The 16,598-nt window shown below is 62.9% G+C and carries 14 protein-coding genes and 1 pseudogene; 10 read left to right on the top strand and 5 right to left on the bottom strand.

Features of this window, described 5'->3' with window-relative positions; translation table 11 throughout:
* Positions 1-107 precede the first annotated feature (107 nt).
* On the top strand, positions 108-848 hold the full coding sequence (locus ACW7G6_RS03275; protein WP_456979440.1) for an SDR family NAD(P)-dependent oxidoreductase: 741 nt from the start codon (positions 108-110) through the stop codon (positions 846-848).
* 219 nt (positions 849-1,067) lie between these two features.
* Positions 1,068-1,418, top strand: a complete 351-nt coding sequence (locus ACW7G6_RS03270; RefSeq protein ID WP_456979439.1) for a nuclear transport factor 2 family protein — start codon at positions 1,068-1,070, stop codon at positions 1,416-1,418.
* A gap of 110 nt (positions 1,419-1,528) precedes the next feature.
* On the opposite strand, the gene ACW7G6_RS03265 is transcribed toward ACW7G6_RS03270, so the two are convergent.
* Positions 1,529-2,158: a CGNR zinc finger domain-containing protein gene (locus ACW7G6_RS03265; protein WP_456979438.1), complete on the bottom strand. Its 630-nt coding sequence runs from the start codon at positions 2,156-2,158 to the stop codon at positions 1,529-1,531.
* 116 nt (positions 2,159-2,274) lie between these two features.
* On the opposite strand from ACW7G6_RS03265, the gene ACW7G6_RS03260 reads away from it, so the two are divergent.
* The 3 genes from ACW7G6_RS03260 to ACW7G6_RS03250 all read left to right on the top strand — a co-directional run bounded on the left by ACW7G6_RS03260 (position 2,275) and on the right by ACW7G6_RS03250 (position 4,878).
* Complete coding sequence (locus ACW7G6_RS03260) at positions 2,275-3,207, top strand: alpha/beta fold hydrolase (RefSeq protein WP_456997527.1); 933 nt, start codon at positions 2,275-2,277, stop codon at positions 3,205-3,207.
* A gap of 121 nt (positions 3,208-3,328) precedes the next feature.
* On the top strand, positions 3,329-3,904 hold the full coding sequence (locus ACW7G6_RS03255; protein WP_456979436.1) for a TetR/AcrR family transcriptional regulator: 576 nt from the start codon (positions 3,329-3,331) through the stop codon (positions 3,902-3,904).
* Positions 3,901-4,878 (top strand): NAD-dependent epimerase/dehydratase family protein, encoded by a 978-nt coding sequence (locus tag ACW7G6_RS03250; RefSeq protein WP_456979435.1) that lies wholly within the window; start codon positions 3,901-3,903, stop codon positions 4,876-4,878. Before ACW7G6_RS03255 ends, ACW7G6_RS03250 begins: the two co-directional genes overlap by 4 nt.
* A gap of 19 nt (positions 4,879-4,897) precedes the next feature.
* On the opposite strand, the gene ACW7G6_RS03245 is transcribed toward ACW7G6_RS03250, so the two are convergent.
* Entirely contained in the window at positions 4,898-6,331 is a 1,434-nt protein-coding gene (locus tag ACW7G6_RS03245; RefSeq protein WP_456979434.1) for an aldehyde dehydrogenase family protein, read from the bottom strand.
* A gap of 56 nt (positions 6,332-6,387) precedes the next feature.
* On the bottom strand, positions 6,388-8,034 hold the full coding sequence (locus ACW7G6_RS03240; protein WP_456979433.1) for an acetolactate synthase large subunit: 1,647 nt from the start codon (positions 8,032-8,034) through the stop codon (positions 6,388-6,390).
* A 195-nt stretch (positions 8,035-8,229) separates the two neighbouring features.
* On the opposite strand from ACW7G6_RS03240, the gene ACW7G6_RS03235 reads away from it, so the two are divergent.
* The 3 genes and pseudogenes from ACW7G6_RS03235 (at position 8,230) to ACW7G6_RS03225 (ending at position 11,620) form a co-directional block, all read left to right on the top strand.
* Entirely contained in the window at positions 8,230-8,856 is a 627-nt protein-coding gene (locus ACW7G6_RS03235) for a glutathione S-transferase family protein (protein WP_456979432.1), read from the top strand.
* Positions 8,853-9,809: a DUF5996 family protein gene (locus tag ACW7G6_RS03230; protein ID WP_456979431.1), complete on the top strand. Its 957-nt coding sequence runs from the start codon at positions 8,853-8,855 to the stop codon at positions 9,807-9,809. Before ACW7G6_RS03235 ends, ACW7G6_RS03230 begins: the two co-directional genes overlap by 4 nt.
* Before the next feature lie 3 nt (positions 9,810-9,812).
* Positions 9,813-11,620, top strand: a pseudogene (locus tag ACW7G6_RS03225) (monovalent cation:proton antiporter-2 (CPA2) family protein).
* A gap of 47 nt (positions 11,621-11,667) precedes the next feature.
* On the opposite strand, the gene yedA reads toward ACW7G6_RS03225, so the two are convergent.
* Positions 11,668-12,585, bottom strand: a complete 918-nt coding sequence (gene yedA, locus ACW7G6_RS03220; RefSeq protein WP_456979429.1) for a drug/metabolite exporter YedA — start codon at positions 12,583-12,585, stop codon at positions 11,668-11,670.
* 174 nt (positions 12,586-12,759) lie between these two features.
* Here yedA and ACW7G6_RS03215 point away from each other — a divergent pair, with 174 nt between their 5' ends.
* Positions 12,760-13,794 carry an NADP-dependent oxidoreductase gene (locus tag ACW7G6_RS03215; RefSeq protein ID WP_456979428.1) on the top strand — a complete coding sequence of 345 codons (1,035 nt, stop codon included), beginning with the start codon at positions 12,760-12,762 and terminating at the stop codon, positions 13,792-13,794.
* A gap of 124 nt (positions 13,795-13,918) precedes the next feature.
* Entirely contained in the window at positions 13,919-15,580 is a 1,662-nt protein-coding gene (locus ACW7G6_RS03210; protein ID WP_456979427.1) for a c-type cytochrome, read from the top strand.
* On the opposite strand, the gene ACW7G6_RS03205 is transcribed toward ACW7G6_RS03210, so the two are convergent.
* Positions 15,567-16,595 carry a hypothetical protein gene (locus tag ACW7G6_RS03205; protein ID WP_456979426.1) on the bottom strand — a complete coding sequence of 343 codons (1,029 nt, stop codon included), beginning with the start codon at positions 16,593-16,595 and terminating at the stop codon, positions 15,567-15,569. The genes ACW7G6_RS03210 and ACW7G6_RS03205 overlap by 14 nt on opposite strands.
* Positions 16,596-16,598: the final 3 nt, after the last annotated feature.

The following is a 16,598-nucleotide window of genomic DNA, read 5'->3' as shown; positions in this document are numbered from 1 at the left end:
GGCTACCGCGCACAGCAGCTGGATGAGAAGGTTCACCCATCAACCTTCCCACAGCGAGAACAACTCACGTGGGTCCTTGAACCAACCATGTTGAAAAGGACGAACCTATGATCGATTTGAATGGGAAGCGTGCATTGGTAACCGGTGGGTCACGGGGCATCGGTGCCGCGATCGCGCTGGGGCTCGCAGAGAACGGCGCCGACGTCGCCTTCACCTACCAGAGCTCGGCCGAAAGAGCTGAAGCGCTGGCCAAGTCCATCGAGGGCACCGGGCGGCGCGCAATCCCCATCCAGGCCGATAGCGCCGATCCGGACGCCATCACTCGCGCCGTGAGCGAAGCCGTCTCAGCGCTCGGCGGGCTCGATATTCTCGTCAACAGCGCGGCCATCGGCCACAACGGAATGATCGCCGACCTTGATGTGAGCGAATATCAGGCCGTGATGGATGTCAACGTACGAGCGCCAGTGCTGTTTGCGAAGGCAGTAATCCCGCACCTCTCCGAAGGGGGACGCATCGTCACCATCGGTTCGGCCCTGGGTGAGCGGGTCCCCTTCCCGGGCATCACACTTTATGCGATGTCCAAGGCGGCACTTACCTCCTTCACCCGCGGCCTTTCGCGCGAACTCGGTCCCAGTGGCATCACCGTGAATCTCGTGCAGCCCGGGGCGACCAATACGGAATCAAATCCGGCTGACGGCGCGGCTGCCGATCTCCAGCGAAGCCTGACGTCGTTGGGGCGCTATGGCGAGCCGCGCGAAATCGCGAACGCCGTAGTCTTTCTTGCAAGTCCCGCGGCGAGCGTGATCACGGGCGCCATCCTGACCGCCGACGGTGGCGCAATCGCCTGATCGGTCCTGATATTCGCCAAGACATTTGTCCCCAACGACCGGCTGCGCGGCGAGAGCCCGCCGCCGTTTCTGGCCTGGAACCCGAGGCCTGCCCCAGCGTTTAAAGCGGTGCCGCAATGCGTAGGCGCCCGCGCAGGCCGCCCGCCGGCAGGATGTCTTCACGCTTCTGCCGCCAGACAGCAGTTGGTTCGTACATCAACGCAATCCGTGAGAATGCCCGTGTTCGATAACAAGATCGTATTGAAGACAGCCAACGAAGCCATTTCCGCAGGAGATATCGAAGGTTTTCTTTCCTTCTGCGACGACGATATCCACTGGGTGACGATCGGTGGGGACGCCCTTCAAGGAAAGGAGTCGGTCCGCGAGTGGATGAAGATCGAGTATGTCGATCCCCCTCGATTCTCCGTCACGGACCTTGTTGCAGAGGGTGATCTAGTTGTTGCCATCGGGCAGATCGAGACCAGGGACTCTGATGGAAAAACTGACTCATCTTTCTACAGCGACGTCTGGCGTTTTCGGAATGGCAAGATGGTCGAACTCCGTGCGTTCGTAGTTGGCAGGCCCGCGTGACTACGCAGACCAAGTATCACGCCTCCATGCACCGAACTTGAAGCCAAGTTCACGGCCAGGGGCCTGAGCGCGGACGAGTTGGAGCCGACGGACTACGACGTCTCGGGTCATCATGATTGGACTCCTTCGATAGAAGGTGATTCAGCGACCCTCTTCCTGAAGCGGGATGCCTTCTGACGATTGCCGCACAGCGCCATGCTGCACCAGCGGCGCCTGTGCGCCCGCGTGCGGTCGTAGAACCACAGGATGCATTCGGGATGCTCGCACTGTTTCACGAGCGAAAAATCGCCTTCGACGAGAAGCTCTGCCACCGCTTCGGCTACGGGACCGAGCCGGGATGCCGTGGTGTCGCTGCACGCAATGCGGGCCAGGATCAGGTTTCCTTCGCCATCGCGCTCAAGGTGTGGTGCGCTGCGGTAGGCGTGCAGGTACTCATTCAGGCCGTTGGGATCTGCTGTCCCCCCGCCCTCCTTGCGCTGGACGATCAGTAGACGCGCCAGTGCCCGTAGCGCCTTCGCCTGTGAAAGCAAGGCGCCATGGTCCACGGCGGCGCCAGCGAGTGTCGAAATAACACCTTGCTGTTCCAGCCATCGAAGCACGTCGCCGCCGCTGTGCCAGTACTCGATCGCTTCGCCGCTGGGGGTGCGGGCCTGGGTATTGAGTACGTCCAGCGCTAGATGTTCGCCCACCATCGGCGCTTCAACGGAGTTGCCTTGGGATGGGGCTTTGAGGTCTGTCATGTCGTAACCAGTAAACAAGCTGTTGACAGGTTACGCCGAAAGGGGAGATGATGCAACTCGTAACCGGTGTTAACCGTTTAGTCCGGTTACGACCCCCGTGACTACTCAGGATCCTCATGAACATCTCCAATCTGTTACTTGGCCTCGCAACGCTCGCTGCGCCTGTTGCCCACGCGCGGGACGCACCGATCCATGTGCACCACCGCACCACAACCGTCGAGGACGTCAGCGTGTTCTACCGGGAGGCCGGTCCGGTGGAGGCGCCAACCATCCTTCTGCTGCATGGATTCGGCGCGTCTTCGTACATGTTCCGCGAGCTCATTCCCGAACTGGCGCGGGACTATCACGTGGTGGCCCCTGACCTCCCCGGTTTCGGCCAGACAACGGTCATGCCAGGGGTGGAATTCGACTACACCTTCGACAACCTGACATCGGTCATCGATGCGTTCACCGAGGCGAAGGGACTGGATCGCTACGCCGTGTACGTGTTCGATTTCGGCGCTCCGGTCGGCTGGCGTCTGGCTGTGAAGCACCCCGAAAAGATCACTGCAATCGTGAGCCAGAACGGCAATGCCTACGAGGAAGGGTTGAGCCCCGGCTGGGCTGACATGCGCAAGGCATGGGCCGAGCCCACCGCAGAAAATCGCGAGGCGCTACGCCGGTTCAGCTCACCAGAGGTGGTCAAGTGGCAGTACGTCGAGGGCGTCAAGGACACCTCGTTGATCGCCCCCGAGACTTGGCAGCTCGCGTCCGCGGCAATCGAGCGTATCGGCGTCGAGGTGCAGATGGATCTGCTACTGGACTATCGCAAAAATATCGAGCAGTACCCGCAACTGCACGAGTACTTCCGGCGCCACCAACCGCCGACGCTGGTGATCTGGGGCGACAGTGATCCGTTCTTCCTACCTGCCGGCGCTGAAGCGTTCAAGCGCGACAACGTGAATGCAGAAGTGCAATTTCTCGATACCGGCCACTTCGCCATCGAAACCCATGGAGCTGAAATTGCGGCGGCGATGCGGGAGTTCCTGGGGCGTAGCGTCACGCCCTGAAGCGAGGCCTTGGCAGGCTGTCGGAGTAACGGCTCACCGTGTCCGCCAGCATCCGGTGGCCTATCGACACCAGTATAGCATCGCTATAGACATTCAAATATAGCGGTGCTATATTGCCTGCATGGATACACGCACCGCCCTACTCGTTGCTGCCCTCAAGCTTCTCGAGGAAGAAGGCGAGGCACAGTTCTCGACGCGCAGCGTCTGTGCGATCGCGAACGTCACCGCGCCCACGCTTTACCATCATTACGGCAGCGCCGACGGCCTTCTGAGCGCCGCGATCGCGAAGGCGTTCGCACAATTCCTCGAAAGCAAAAGGTCGGCGGTCCAATCCGCCGACCCGGTGCTGGCGCTACGCGAGGGTTGGGACGATTACGTGCGCTTTGCGGCGGCGCGCCCGCGGGTCTACACGGCGATGTTAAGCCGTGTTCTCGACGGTGCCACCATCCCCGCAGCCGAGCAGGCCTTCACGCTCCTGATCGAGCAGGTCTCGGCCATAGCCTCCAGCGGACGGCTCGCGCTTACCGTCGAGGCCGCTGCCGATGTGATGTGGGCGTCTGCCAACGCCGCGTCCCTGCTCCACGTAACGACTCAACTCCGCAAAGCGCCGCCGCCTTCATCCGCCGTTCTTGGGCAGATCCGCGAGAACGCCATACGCACCCTTCTGAACTCGGAATCAAAAGGTCTTTCCCAATGAAAATTCTTGTCACGGGAGGCACCGGCCTGCTCGGCGGCCGCCTGATCCCGAAACTCGTGGAGGACGGCCACCAGATATTCGCCCTCACGCGGTCCGCATCGTCTCACGACAAACTGAAGGCACTAAGGGCATCGCCGGTCGATGCCGATCTGGAAAGTAGCGCACCTCTGTCGTTGCCGGCGATCGACGCCGTCGTGCATGCCGCCGCCCTGTTTCGCTTTTCGGGGCCACGCGCGCCCTTCTTTCGCACCAACGTCGACGGCTCTGTCGCGCTCCTCAAGGCCGCCGAGAATGCCGGAGCAAAGACCTTCGTCTATATCAGCGCGGCGGGTATCGTCATGGACGATGCCGGCACACCTGTCCGCAACGCCGATGAAAGCGCGCCCACATTCCCGAACCACTTCTCCGCCTACCTGGCGAGCAAGGCGCGGGCTGAGCCGCTGGTGTTGTCGGCCAACAAGCCCGGCTTTCGCACGATCGCGCTTCGCCCACCAGCGATCTGGGGGCCGGGTGACCCGTTCAGTCGGGCGCTTCCCGAAGCAGTCAAATCCGGCCAGTTCGCCTTCATCGACCGCGGGGACTACGCTTTTTCGACCTGCCATGTGGACAATGTTGTCGAAGCCATACAGTGCGCTCTTGAACGCGGAGAAGGCGCCCGCGCCTACTTCATCAAGGACCAGGAAGGCCAGACCTTCCGCGAGTTCGTCGCGGCGCTCGCGAGCTTGCAGGGTTTGTCCATCGACAAGCTGCGCTCGATGCCCTACTGGCTAGCATCCGCCATGGGCCGATTGCTGGATGCGGTCTGGCTCGTCACGCGGAAACATGGCGACCCGCCTGTCTCGCGCTCGATGATGCGCATGATCGGGCGCGAGTTCACCATCAACGATGCCGCTGCACACCGAGAGTTGGGCTATGTCGGAAGAACGTCGCGCGCCGCCGGCTTGCAAAGCTACGGGGAGCCGCTCGACGCGTGACACAGCACCGTGTGCTTCCTTACGGTCGGCGAATCACCAGGTTGCGGATTTCGGTCATGTCTTCCATCGCGAAACGCACACCTTCGCGGCCCAGGCCCGAATCCTTGACCCCGCCATAGGGCATGTTGTCGACGCGATAGCTGGGCACGTCGTTGATCACTATGCCGCCGACATCGAGATGATCCCAGGCGTCGAACATCTTGAACAGGTCGCGGGTGAAGACGCCCGCCTGCAATCCGAATTTGGAGGCGTTGACCTCGGCGAGTGCGGCAGTGAAATCGGTGAAGCTTGACAGCACCGCGACCGGGCCGAATGCCTCTTCGATGACAATCTTGGTGTCAGCAGGCACGGCTTCGAGCAGGGTGGCGTCGAGCATCGCGTCGTCGCGGCTGCCGCCGCAGAGCAGAGTGCCGCCGGCGGCGACCGCCTCGTTGATCCAGGTCTCGAGCCGTGTCGCTTCCTTGACATCGATCATCGGGCCGATGAACGTGTCGCGCAGCTTGGGGTCTCCCGCCACCAGCGTCTTCGTCCTGGCGACCAGCATGTCGCGGAAGCGGTCGTAGACATCGGCGTGAATGATGATGCGCTGCACCCCGATACAGCTCTGCCCGGACTGGTAGAAGGCGCCGAAGATGACGCGTTCGAGCGCATCGTCGAGATCGGCATCGGCATCGACGATCACCGCGGCATTGCCGCCGAGTTCCAGCACCACCTTTTTCTTGCCGCTGCGCGTCTTGAGGTCCCAGCCGACATCGGGCGATCCGGTGAACGAGAGCAGCTTGAGCCGGTCGTCGGTGGTGAACAGGTCGGCACCGTCGCGGCTGGTGGGCAGGATCGAGAATGCGCCTTTGGGCAGGTCGGTCTCGGCAAGCACTTCGCCGATGATGATCGCGCCCAAGGGGGTCCGGCTCGCCGGCTTCATCACGAACGGACAGCCCACCGCGAGCGCCGGGGCGATCTTGTGCGCGGCCAGGTTGAGCGGAAAGTTGAACGGCGAGATGAAGGAACACGGCCCGATGGGCACGCGCTTCCACATGCCCTGATAGCCCTTGGCGCGCGCCGAGATGTCGAGCGTCTGGACCTCGCCGTTCATCCGCACCGACTCCTCGGCGGCGATGCGGAAGGTGTCGATCAGTCGGGCGACCTCGCCCTCGCTGTCCTTGATCGGCTTGCCCGCCTCGACGCACAGCGCGTAGGCGAGCTCGTCGAACCGCTCGGTGAAGCGGGTGACGCAATGGGTGAGCACCGCCTGGCGCTCGTAGCTCGCCATCCGCGCCATCGGCTCTGCCGCCTCGACCGCACCCGCGATCGCCGTATCGATCGTCGCGACATCGGCCCGCGCGACGCGGAACGCGACCTCGCCGGTGAACTTGTCGGTCACTGCGAGATCGGTGTTCGGCTGCTGCGCGACGTTGTTGAGATAGAGCGGATAGACGGACTTGAGCCTGGTCATTCGAAACTCCTGGGCTGCATCCCGCTTCCGGCAAAATCCGGGGAACGGGACAGCGATTACAATTCGTTCGACAGCTTTTTGATGTCGTTGTGGAGGATCTGGTCGTTCTCCGAATAGTCGACCGGGCACTCGATCAGATGGACGCCAGGCGTGTTGCAGGTTTGCGCGAGCAACTGCTTGAGATGCTCGGCGCTTTCGGCGCGATGGCCGAACGCGCCATAGCTTTCCGCGTACTTGACGAAATCGGGGTTGCCATAGGTCAGCCCCCAGTCCTTGAAGCCCATGTCCGCCTGCTTCCAGCGGATCATGCCGTAGCTGTTGTCGTTGAGGATCAGCACGGTGAGGTTGAGCTTCAAGCGAACGGCCGTCTCCATCTCCTGGCTGTTCATCATGAAGCCGCCATCGCCGCAGATCGCCATCACCTTGCGATCGGGATAGACCATCGCCGAGGCCATGGCCGAGGGCAGGCCCGCGCCCATCGTGGCGAGCGCATTGTCGAGCAGCGCCGTATTGGGGCGGTAAGCCGGATAGTCGCGCGCGAACCAGATCTTGTACACCCCGTTGTCGAGGCAGATGATGCCGTCTTCGGGCATCGCCGCGCGGACCTGTTCGACCAGAAAGGGCGGGAAGATGGGGAAGCGTGCATCGCCCGAGATCGACGCGGTGTGCGCGACCTGGCGCTTGCGCGCCGCCAGCATCGCGTCGAACTTCCAGCCCCCATTGGGAACGATGTCCTGCTTGATCTGCCAAATCGCGTTGGCGATGTCGCCGATAACCTCGATCTGCGGGAAATAGACCGGGTCGACCTCGGCGGTCTTCGACGAGACATGGATCACCTGCGCGCCGCCCGCATGCATGAAGAACGGCGGCTTCTCGATCACGTCATGACCAATATTGACGATCAGGTCGGCGGACTCGACCGCGCGGTGGACAAAATCGCCCGCTGACAGAGCCGCGCAGCCGACAAACCTGGGGTGACGTTCGTCGATCACGCCCTTGCCGAGCTGAGTGGTAAGGAACGGGATGCCGGTCTTCTCGACGAACTGGAGCAGCATCCGGCTGGTCATGGTGCGGTTGGCGCCTGCGCCGATCACCAGGATCGGCGACTTGGCGTTTTCAAGCGCAAGCACCGCAGCGCGGATCGACTTCACATCGGCCGTGGGGCGCCGCGTGTGGCTGCGTTTGAGCGGCAGGGATTCGGTCTTCTCGTTGGCGACATCCTCGGGAAACTCGATATGCGTCGCGCCTGGCTTCTCTTCTTCGGCGAGCCGGAAAGCCTCGCGCACCCGGCTGGGGATGTTGTCGGCGCTGGCGAGTTGATGGGTGAACTTGGTCAGCGGCTTCATCATGCCGACCACATCGAGGATCTGGAAGCGGCCTTGCTTCGACTTCTTGATCGGCTTTTGCCCGGTGACCATCAGGATCGGCATGCCGCCAAGCTGCGCATAGGCAGCGGGGGTGACCAGATTGGTCGCGCCCGGCCCCAGGGTCGCCATGCATACCCCCGCCTTGCCGGTATGCCGGCCATAGGTCGCGGCCATGAAGCCTGCGCCCTGTTCGTGCCGGGTAAGGATGAACTGGATACTGGTCGAGCGGCTGAGGCTGTCGAGCATGTCCAGGTTCTCCTCGCCGGGAACCCCAAAAATGTACTCCACCCCCTCTTCCTCCAGACACTGGATGAAGAGATCGGATGCTTTGGTCATGATGGGATTCCTCCGGAGCAGGCTGCTTATCAGGATAAAGTCTTGCACATCATTGTCTGTTCCAGTGTTCCTGCGTGTGCAACACAGCTTGACGCGAAACAGTGCTACCGCGCACAGCAGCCGGATGAGAAGTTACACACTTCGGTTCGGCCCACTCAGGGCCGCCGACTGCTCACTCGCTTGAGGAGATAACCCATGCCGACACTCTATACGATGCCCGAAACCTGTTCGCTGTCGCCGAACATCGCCGTGGCTTGGCTCGACGCGCCGATCGAGGTTCACAACATCGCCTACGGCGATCAGAAGAAGGACGACTATCTCGCCATCAACCCAAAGGGTCAGGTTCCGGCCGTGCGGTTCGATGACAGCGACGTACTGACCGAAGCGGCGGCAATCCTGGCGTGGCTCGGCGCCACCTACGAAAGCGAAGGCTATGCCCGTGACACGCGACTCGCCCGCAAGGAAGCCGAAGCCTTGGCCTTCATGACCTCGGAAGTGCATGCAGCCTATGGCGGTCACTTCAATACCAGGAAGTTCGCCCAGAGCGCAGCAGCGCAGAAGGAAGTCAAGCTCAAGACCTATGAGAAGCTCGCAGGTCATTACCAGAGGATGGATGACACACTCGGTGAAAACGGCGGCGAATGGTATCTGGGGCAACGTTCCTTTGCCGACACTTTCCTGTATGTGTTGACCCGCTGGATCGAGAAGACACCGCTGGCGATCGACACTTACCCGGCGTTGAAGGCGCACCGTGCACGAATGGAAGCCGATGAAGGCGTGAAGCTGGCACTCGCGCGCCAATCGATGGAGCCGATCGGATGACTGACGATACCGGCAACAGGAACGACTGGCCTTCCCTACCCTACGACGTCTGGGCTGAAACCTGTACCGCCCTGCATCTGTGGACCCAGATCGTCGGCAAGTACCGGTTCGCGCACACGCCGTGGGTGAATCACTCCTGGCACGCCACGCTCTACGTCACGCCGCGCGGTCTTACGACGGGTGCCGTTCCCGACGGCGAAGGAGGCGTCACGCTGACCTTCGACTTCCACGAGCACGTGCTTGTGGGTGAAACGCGCGATGCGCGCGAGAGCTTCCCGCTGGAGGCGATGAGCGTGAGCGAGTTCCTGGAGCGCACGTCCCGCATGGTGGAGCGGCTTGGTGGGCGGATGGACATCCATGGCGCTCCCAACGAGATCCCGGATGCGAAGCCGTTTGCTCAGGACACCGCGCTCCGGCCATACGACCGGGAGGCGGTCCGTCGGTTCCACAAGGCCTCGTTGCAGATTGAGCGGGTCTTCACGCGGTTTCGCACCGGCTTCCTTGGCAAGGTTTCGCCTGTGCATTTGTTCTGGGGATCTTTCGATCTGGCCGTCACCCGGTTCTCAGGCCGCAAGGCGCCCCTTCATCCGGGCAAGGTTCCGGCGCTTCCCGATGACGTTACGCGGGAGGCCTATAGCCATGAGGTGTCTTCCGCCGGGTTCTGGCCAGGCGGTGGCGGTGTGGACGAGGCGATGTTCTATTCCTACGCCTATCCAGCGCCCGACGGCTTTGCCGACCATTCCGTCGAACCGGCGGCGGCGCGCTTCGACAAGAAGCTTGGCGAGTTCGTGCTGCCCTACGAGGCAGTGCGAACCAGCGCTGATCCCGAGGGCGACCTGATGCGCTTCCTGCAATCAACCTACAAGGCCGCCGCGGACCTGGCCGGATGGGACCGGCAGGCGCTCGAATGCGATGTCGGCATCCCGCGGGTACCTCGCAAGGTGCACGTCTGAACAATGGATATCGCGACCATCGAAACCGGCCACAGCGCGGGTGACCTGATCCGCCTGGTCTCGCTGCTCGCCGCAGCAGTGATCGCCGTACCACTGTTTCGTCGAATCGGCCTGGGGTCGGTGCTGGGATATCTGGCAGCCGGCCTCGCCATTGGCCCCTTCGGGCTGGCGCTGTTCTCCGATCCGGGCGCCATCCTCCACATCGCCGAACTGGGGGTGGTGATGTTCCTGTTCGTCATCGGGCTGGAGATGCGTCCGAGCCACCTGTGGCAGCTGCGGGGACAGATTTTCGGATTGGGTACCCTGCAGATCGGCGCGGCCGTTGCCGCGCTGTCTGGCGTAGGCATGGCGTTGGGGTTCCCCCCGGCAGTCGCTTTCATCAGTGGGGCCGGCTTCGTGCTGACCTCGACCGCCATCGTCTTCCAAGTGCTGGGCGAGCGCGGCGACCTGGCCACCCCTGCTGGCCAGAAGATGGTTTCGGTGCTGCTGTTCGAGGACATGCTGATCGTGCCGCTTCTGGCACTGGTGGCGTTCATGGCGCCCGCCGCGCCCGAAGCTTCAGCGGGAGCCCGGTGGATGGAGGTGCTTTGGGGGCTCGGTGCCATCCTGGCGCTGATTGTGGCCGGGCTATGGCTGCTCAATCCTTTGTTTCGGATCCTCGCGGCCTCAAAGGCGCGCGAGGTGATGACCGCCGCGGCGCTGCTGGTCGTGCTGGGCTCTGCCCTACTGATGGAACTGGGCGGGCTGTCGATGGCAATGGGTGCGTTCCTGGCGGGCGTGCTGTTGTCGGAGTCGACGTTTCGGCACCAGCTCGAAGCCGACATCGAGCCGTTTCGTGGCCTGCTGCTGGGGCTGTTCTTCCTGGCGGTGGGCATGTCGCTGGACCTGACGGTGGTGACAGCCAACTGGGTTCTGATCGCAGTTGCGGTACCGGCAATGATGCTGGCCAAGGGTGTGTGCATCTACCTTGTGGCACGGTTGCTGCAAAGTTCGCATCATGAAGCGCTCGACCGCTCGGTGCTGATGGCCCAGGGCGGTGAGTTTGCCTTCGTGCTTTATGCGGCGGCCGCCGGGGTCGGACTGATCGATGCGAGCGTCAACGCCAACCTGACCGCGATCGTCGTTCTGTCGATGGTGCTCACCCCGATGATGCTGATTGTCGTTCGACCTCTGCTTCGTCGCGGGGGGGCTTCGCTCGATGGCATCGACCCGGCGAAGAGTCTGCGCGCCAGCGTGCTGGTCATCGGGTTCGGGCGCTTCGGCCAGGTCGCCAGCCAGTCGTTGCTGGCCGGCGGCATGGACGTGAGCATCATCGACAACGACGCGGACAGGATCCGCAATGCCGAGCGCTTCGGCTTCAAGGTCTACTACGGCGACGGATCGCGCTTGGACGTGCTACAGGCTTCCGGCGCCGAAAAGGCACGTGCCGTTCTGGTCTGCATCGACGACCCGAAGGCCGCCACGCGCATCACCGAACTGGTGCGCTCGGCATTTCCGAACACAATCCTGATGGTCCGTGCCTACGACCGGGCGCACGCCCGCGGCTGGTCCACGCCGGAGTCGACGTGCAAGTCCGGGAGGGTTTCGAGTCGGCGATGCTGTTTGGGCGCCGTGCGCTCGAGTTGCTTGGAGTGAACGTGCTCGCGGCCCAGACCGTATCCGATGACATCCGTGCACGCGATGCCGAACGCTTCGCCCTGGAAGTGTCGAGCAACGACGATCGGGCCGGGATGGACAAGCTTTTCCAGAACCGTGAGGGGACCCGGGTGGAGCCGGTCCCCTTCGTCGAACCCGAGCGTCAAGCACCGTGACTCCAAGTGCGGAGCGCCTCCCCTTGGCCACGGCCTCATCGAGCGTGTCATCTTCTCGCTGTCTTCGACAGGGTAATGATGACCACACCGGCCAGGATGATCGCCATCCCGACGAGGTCATACCGGCCGACGTGTTCGCCGGCAAGCAACACGCCGAACAGCACCGCCACCGGCGGGTTGACATAGGCATAGCTGGTGGCGACCGCCGGTCGTGCGTGTTTGAGCACATACAGGTAGGCGCTGAAGGCAATGATCGAGCCGAATACCCCCAGGTAAACCAGTGCCAACGTCGCGCGAAGGGTCGGCGCGGCCGGCAGCGTTTCGCCACTGGCAAAACCCACGCCAAGCAGGGCGACGCTGGCGCACAGCATCTGCGCTGCGGTGTTCATCGGTCCGACGGGCATGTCCTGGCGGCGACTCCAGACCGAGCCGAACGCCCAGCACGCCGCCGCGGTCAGCAAGGCAATCGCTCCCAGGCGCGCACCGGACAGACCGCTGCCCATGTTGAGCACGATCACGCCGGCGAAGCCGACCAGCAGGCCAATGGTTTCCCGGCGGGTCGGCCATTGCCCGTACATGCCGGAGAACGCCGCCGCGAACAGCGGCATGCTGGATACAGCAACCGCCGCGATGCCCGAGCTCACCCGCTCTTGGGCGAAGCACACCAGGCCGTTGCCAAACCCGAGCAACAGCAGACCGGTGATCGCCGCATTGCGCCATTGCAGGCGGGTTGGCGTGGCGTGTCCGCGCCAGCGCAGGAACGCGTAGAACGCTGCGCCGGCACCCAGGAATCGCAAACCCGCCAGCAGGAACGGCGGATAGCTTTCCAGCGCAAAGTGGATGCCGAGGTAGGTGGAACCCCAGACCACGTATAGCGTGAACAGGGCTAGCGGGATCAGCACGCGCGGCTCGAGGGCCGACGAAGCCGGCGATGCCGTTGTGGCGGGGGTGGAGCGATCAGACATGGGGGCGTGCCGTTCCTGGGTGCCGCATTATCCGTGAGTCATCGAACGGGCACGAGTGCCACCGGCGGAACTATCACCCATCGTTTCTTCATGGTTTGCTCTGAGCCGATGCAGGAGAATCTACTCCGGCCTCCTTTTCAGTCCCAGTCTCGCCCCCCCCCCGAGGTAAGCACCATGTCCAACTCCAAAACCGTCAATCGCCAGATCACACTGGCCTCGCGTCCGGCCGGCGCCCCGACCGTCGACAACTTCAAGACGCTGGAAACTCCCGTGCCGACGCCTGCCGAGGGCCAACTGGTGTTGCGCAACGTATATCTGTCGCTGGATCCCTACATGCGTGGCCGCATGAGCGACGCCCCGTCGTACAGCGCGCCGGTGGGCATCGGCGAGGTGATGGGTGCCGGCACCGTGGCGCGGGTGGAAGCCTCGCTTCACCCCGATTACCGGGTCGGAGACCTGGTGCTGGCCCAGGGCGGTTGGCAGGATTACGCGTTGTCCGACGGCAGCGACCTCAACCGGCTTGATGCCGACATGGCGCATCCTTCGCTTGCTTTGGGCGTGCTGGGCATGCCCGGCTTCACCGCCTACATGGGCCTGCTCGACATTGGCCAACCCAAGGCCGGCGAGACCGTGGTGGTGGCCGCTGCCAGCGGCGCGGTCGGCTCGGCGGTCGGCCAGATAGCCAAACTCAAGGGCTGCCGCGTGGTGGGCATCGCCGGTGGCGCGGAGAAGTGCCGCTACGTGGTCGACGAGTTGGGCTTCGATGCCTGCATCGACCATCGCGCGACGGACTTTCCGCAGCAGCTGGCATCGGCTTGCGCGGACGGCATCGATATCTATTTCGAGAACGTCGGCGGCGCAGTATTCGATGCGGTGTTGCCGCTGTTGAATACCAAGGCCCGGATCCCGGTGTGCGGACTGATCGCGCATTACAACGACACCGAACTACCGCCCGGCCCGGATCGCCTGGGCCTGCTGACCCGCACGTTGCTGACCAAGCGCATCAGGATGCAGGGCTTCATCATCTTCGACGACTACGGCGACCGCTACGGCGAGTTCCTCAAGGAAATGAGCGGGTTGGTCAAGCAAGGGAAGATCAAGTTCCGCGAGGACATCGTCGATGGGCTGGAAAACGCGCCGCAGGCGTTTATCGGCCTGCTGGAAGGCCGCAATTTCGGCAAGCTCGTGGTTCGCATTGCCCCGCAGTGAACCACCTGCAGAGAACCCGCGATTCCCCGCGCCCGCCAACGACCACGCGCACGTATCAATCACCCTTGTTCGAGGCTAAAACACGCCTGTGGTAGCTTGCGCATCGCACCATTACGGAGTTGCCATGAGCTCACCCCACCGTTCTCGCCTCGTCATTTTCTCCCTAGTCATTGCGGCCTTGTTCGCTGCTGGCGGCTGCGACCTGTTTGACTTCGGTGGGCGTGGGCATGAGATCGGAAAATACGAAAGCGTGCCGGAGCTGGGTACGGAGGAGATCGGTGCAGCCCGTTTCCTGTTCGGCGATTTCAATGGCCTCAGCACCGAAACTCTGGAAGCCAGTGCGGTGCCGTGGAAACTGGCTGCGACGGTTCTGCTTCTCAACGAACATCCAGGCGAAACGCCGAGCCAGGATGCATTGCGGGCGCAGCTCCAACGCTACGGCTTGTTCAAGCCTGTTGCAGTACGTAACTGGCCATTGAAACAGCCACCGGAATTCGCGTGGCCAATGGGCTTGGTCGTGGGCGCAATCGAACGTCGAGTGCCTCCCATCGAACTCGAAGTGGCCACAATTGGTTGCGCAAGTTGCCACGCTGGCACTCTTTATGATGCACAAGGTGCACCCACCTTCGAAGCTTGGCTCGGCACGCCCAATACCTCACTCGATATCGATGGCTATGCCGACGCGGTGTTCAGCGGCCTGCGCGCATATCGCAAACAACCTGAAGTGGTGCTCACTGCTTTGCGCACACTGTTTCCGCAAACCAGTGACCGCGAAATCACCACCCTGCGTCGTTTTGTATGGCCACTTCTAAACCGGCGCATGGTTGAACTCGAGCGGGAGGGTGCCGCGCTACCGTTTCGCAACGGTGGGCCAGGACGCAGCAACGGGATCGATGCGCTGAAGCTGCGATTGGGCATGCCGGTGCATGACGCGGGGGATTCCGCCACCGTGAGCATTCCGGGCCTGGGTGATCGTGTACTTCGAAGCTCGCTGTTGGTCGATGGCCTGTATGCGACAAAAGGCGGTCAACGTTTCGTCGGCCATGAGCGTGCGGGTGTCATCGAAACCGCTGAACGGCAGTCGACGATCGTCGGCTTCTTCACCGTGACGACCATGGGGGTCCCGCATCGGCAGGCACCTGAGGGAATGCCACGAATTGCCGAGACGCTGCAGTTCCTTGATCGGCACGCAGCGACGCCACTCTTTCCAGGCGCACTCGATATGCCTCTCGCTGCGCGCGGCGCCGCGCTGTATGCCGAGCGATGCGCCAGCTGCCACGGTCGGTACGTGGAAGTCGATGGCAGGCCGCGGCTGCAGGAGTTTCCAAACCGGTTAGTGACCCTTGCTGAAATCGGCACTGATCCTGACCGTTCGCGCGCGGTCGATGAAGCACTGCTGAAGCGTATCCGTGCGTCTACGCTCAACCGCTACCTTGATGCCGAAGCGACAGACGGGTATGTCGCGCCGATCCTGACCGGCGTGTGGGCTACTGCGCCCTACCTGCACAATGGATCCGTGCCTACGTTATGGCATCTGTTCAATCCTGCCCAGCGGCCGCAACGCTTCATGGTTGGCGGCCATCGTCTCGATCTGCACAAAGTCGGCATCGACGGTGTCGACGGGATCGGCGGCCGGCACTATCCCCCCGACTATGTACCGTGGGCGGATGCGCAGTGGTACGACACCGCTCTGCCGGGACGGGACCGTCGTGGACACGAGACGGAGGTGCTGGGGCTGGATGCTGAGCAACAAATGGCCCTGATCGAATACCTCAAGCGCCTGTAAGCGCGGAGTAATCCTGCTCAGCATCATCCGCCGCGATGATGAGTTCATCCACCGGCAGGCGTGCACTGCGTGGCAGCGACGCTGACGGCGAGGGACCGATGCGCATGACGTTGAGGTAACGCTGCCCGACCCGCAAACGGTGCAGCCTCTCCAGTGCGGCGCGTCCCGCGTTGGTATCCACCAGGGCCGACATCGGGACCGCAGCAAAGCCCGCCGCAGTGAGCCGGAGCCAGAAGCGATACCACAGCCGACCGGCATGGAAATCGTCGATTTCAGCATCGGCTGCAAGCACCACGATGGCGGTTGCTGAAAGTACTTTTTCGCGTTCCTCCACCAGCAGGCCGCCAAGTCCCGACGCAGCCAGGAATGACGCCAAGGCGGGCCGCATCAGGCAGTTCGCACCCCAGGCTTCGAACGCGTTCAACTCCAGACAGGCCGCATCGAGTCCATCGCGGTGTGCTTGCGGATGTCCTGCGGACAGACGCAGCCAGCCGTACAGTTCCGCCCCCATGGCACGATCACGCAGCAGCGCGATGCTCGCTCCTTGTTGGGCGATGGCCACGCCGGCGATGTGTGCGGCATCGACTGGCTGCGCAATCGCGTGATGTTCAGCCAGGCAGGCCAGAAACCGTTCGCGTTCGGGCTGTGTTGCTGGCCGGAATGGTTTCCGGCAAGTATGGCGATCTGATTGCATTGCCGCCAAAGGATCGACAATGCCACCCCGGTGCAGTCTGGCCCTCGCCCGACGACGTGGCCCTGGCGCAGGCGGATAGCTCGCTTCGTCGAGTATGGGCGCATCGAGCAGGTAGCCATCGCGTGATGCCGCCAGTTGCAAGCCTTCCCAAGCCATTCCCAGAACGAGAGTGTTGTCGCGGCCGCTGCGGTCTCCCACGGCCAACCAGCGCGCCGTGTCTTCCCACAGTTCAAGCTGCTCCTCCCGCAGGCGCCAGCGCGCCGGTTGGCAGTTGTGTGGACTGGGCGCACGTGCGGCTTGCGCGACCCAGTGCCTAATCAAGCC

This window comes from Lysobacter sp. A421, from assembly GCF_054052145.1.
This window is presented reverse-complemented; position numbering and strand designations above follow the sequence as displayed.

What these genes read in the sequence shown, in the direction of transcription:
- ACW7G6_RS03275 (WP_456979440.1), top strand. Translation starts at nt 108, where the DNA reads ATGATCGATTTGAATGGGAAGCGTGCATTGGTAACCGGTGGGTCACGG.
- ACW7G6_RS03265 (WP_456979438.1), bottom strand. Translation starts at nt 2,158, where the DNA reads ATGACAGACCTCAAAGCCCCATCCCAAGGCAACTCCGTTGAAGCGCCG.
- ACW7G6_RS03260 (WP_456997527.1), top strand. Translation starts at nt 2,275, where the DNA reads ATGAACATCTCCAATCTGTTACTTGGCCTCGCAACGCTCGCTGCGCCT.
- ACW7G6_RS03255 (WP_456979436.1), top strand. Translation starts at nt 3,329, where the DNA reads ATGGATACACGCACCGCCCTACTCGTTGCTGCCCTCAAGCTTCTCGAG.
- ACW7G6_RS03250 (WP_456979435.1), top strand. Translation starts at nt 3,901, where the DNA reads ATGAAAATTCTTGTCACGGGAGGCACCGGCCTGCTCGGCGGCCGCCTG.
- ACW7G6_RS03245 (WP_456979434.1), bottom strand. Translation starts at nt 6,331, where the DNA reads ATGACCAGGCTCAAGTCCGTCTATCCGCTCTATCTCAACAACGTCGCG.
- ACW7G6_RS03240 (WP_456979433.1), bottom strand. Translation starts at nt 8,034, where the DNA reads ATGACCAAAGCATCCGATCTCTTCATCCAGTGTCTGGAGGAAGAGGGG.
- ACW7G6_RS03235 (WP_456979432.1), top strand. Translation starts at nt 8,230, where the DNA reads ATGCCGACACTCTATACGATGCCCGAAACCTGTTCGCTGTCGCCGAAC.
- ACW7G6_RS03230 (WP_456979431.1), top strand. Translation starts at nt 8,853, where the DNA reads ATGACTGACGATACCGGCAACAGGAACGACTGGCCTTCCCTACCCTAC.
- yedA (WP_456979429.1), bottom strand. Translation starts at nt 12,585, where the DNA reads ATGTCTGATCGCTCCACCCCCGCCACAACGGCATCGCCGGCTTCGTCG.
- ACW7G6_RS03215 (WP_456979428.1), top strand. Translation starts at nt 12,760, where the DNA reads ATGTCCAACTCCAAAACCGTCAATCGCCAGATCACACTGGCCTCGCGT.
- ACW7G6_RS03210 (WP_456979427.1), top strand. Translation starts at nt 13,919, where the DNA reads ATGAGCTCACCCCACCGTTCTCGCCTCGTCATTTTCTCCCTAGTCATT.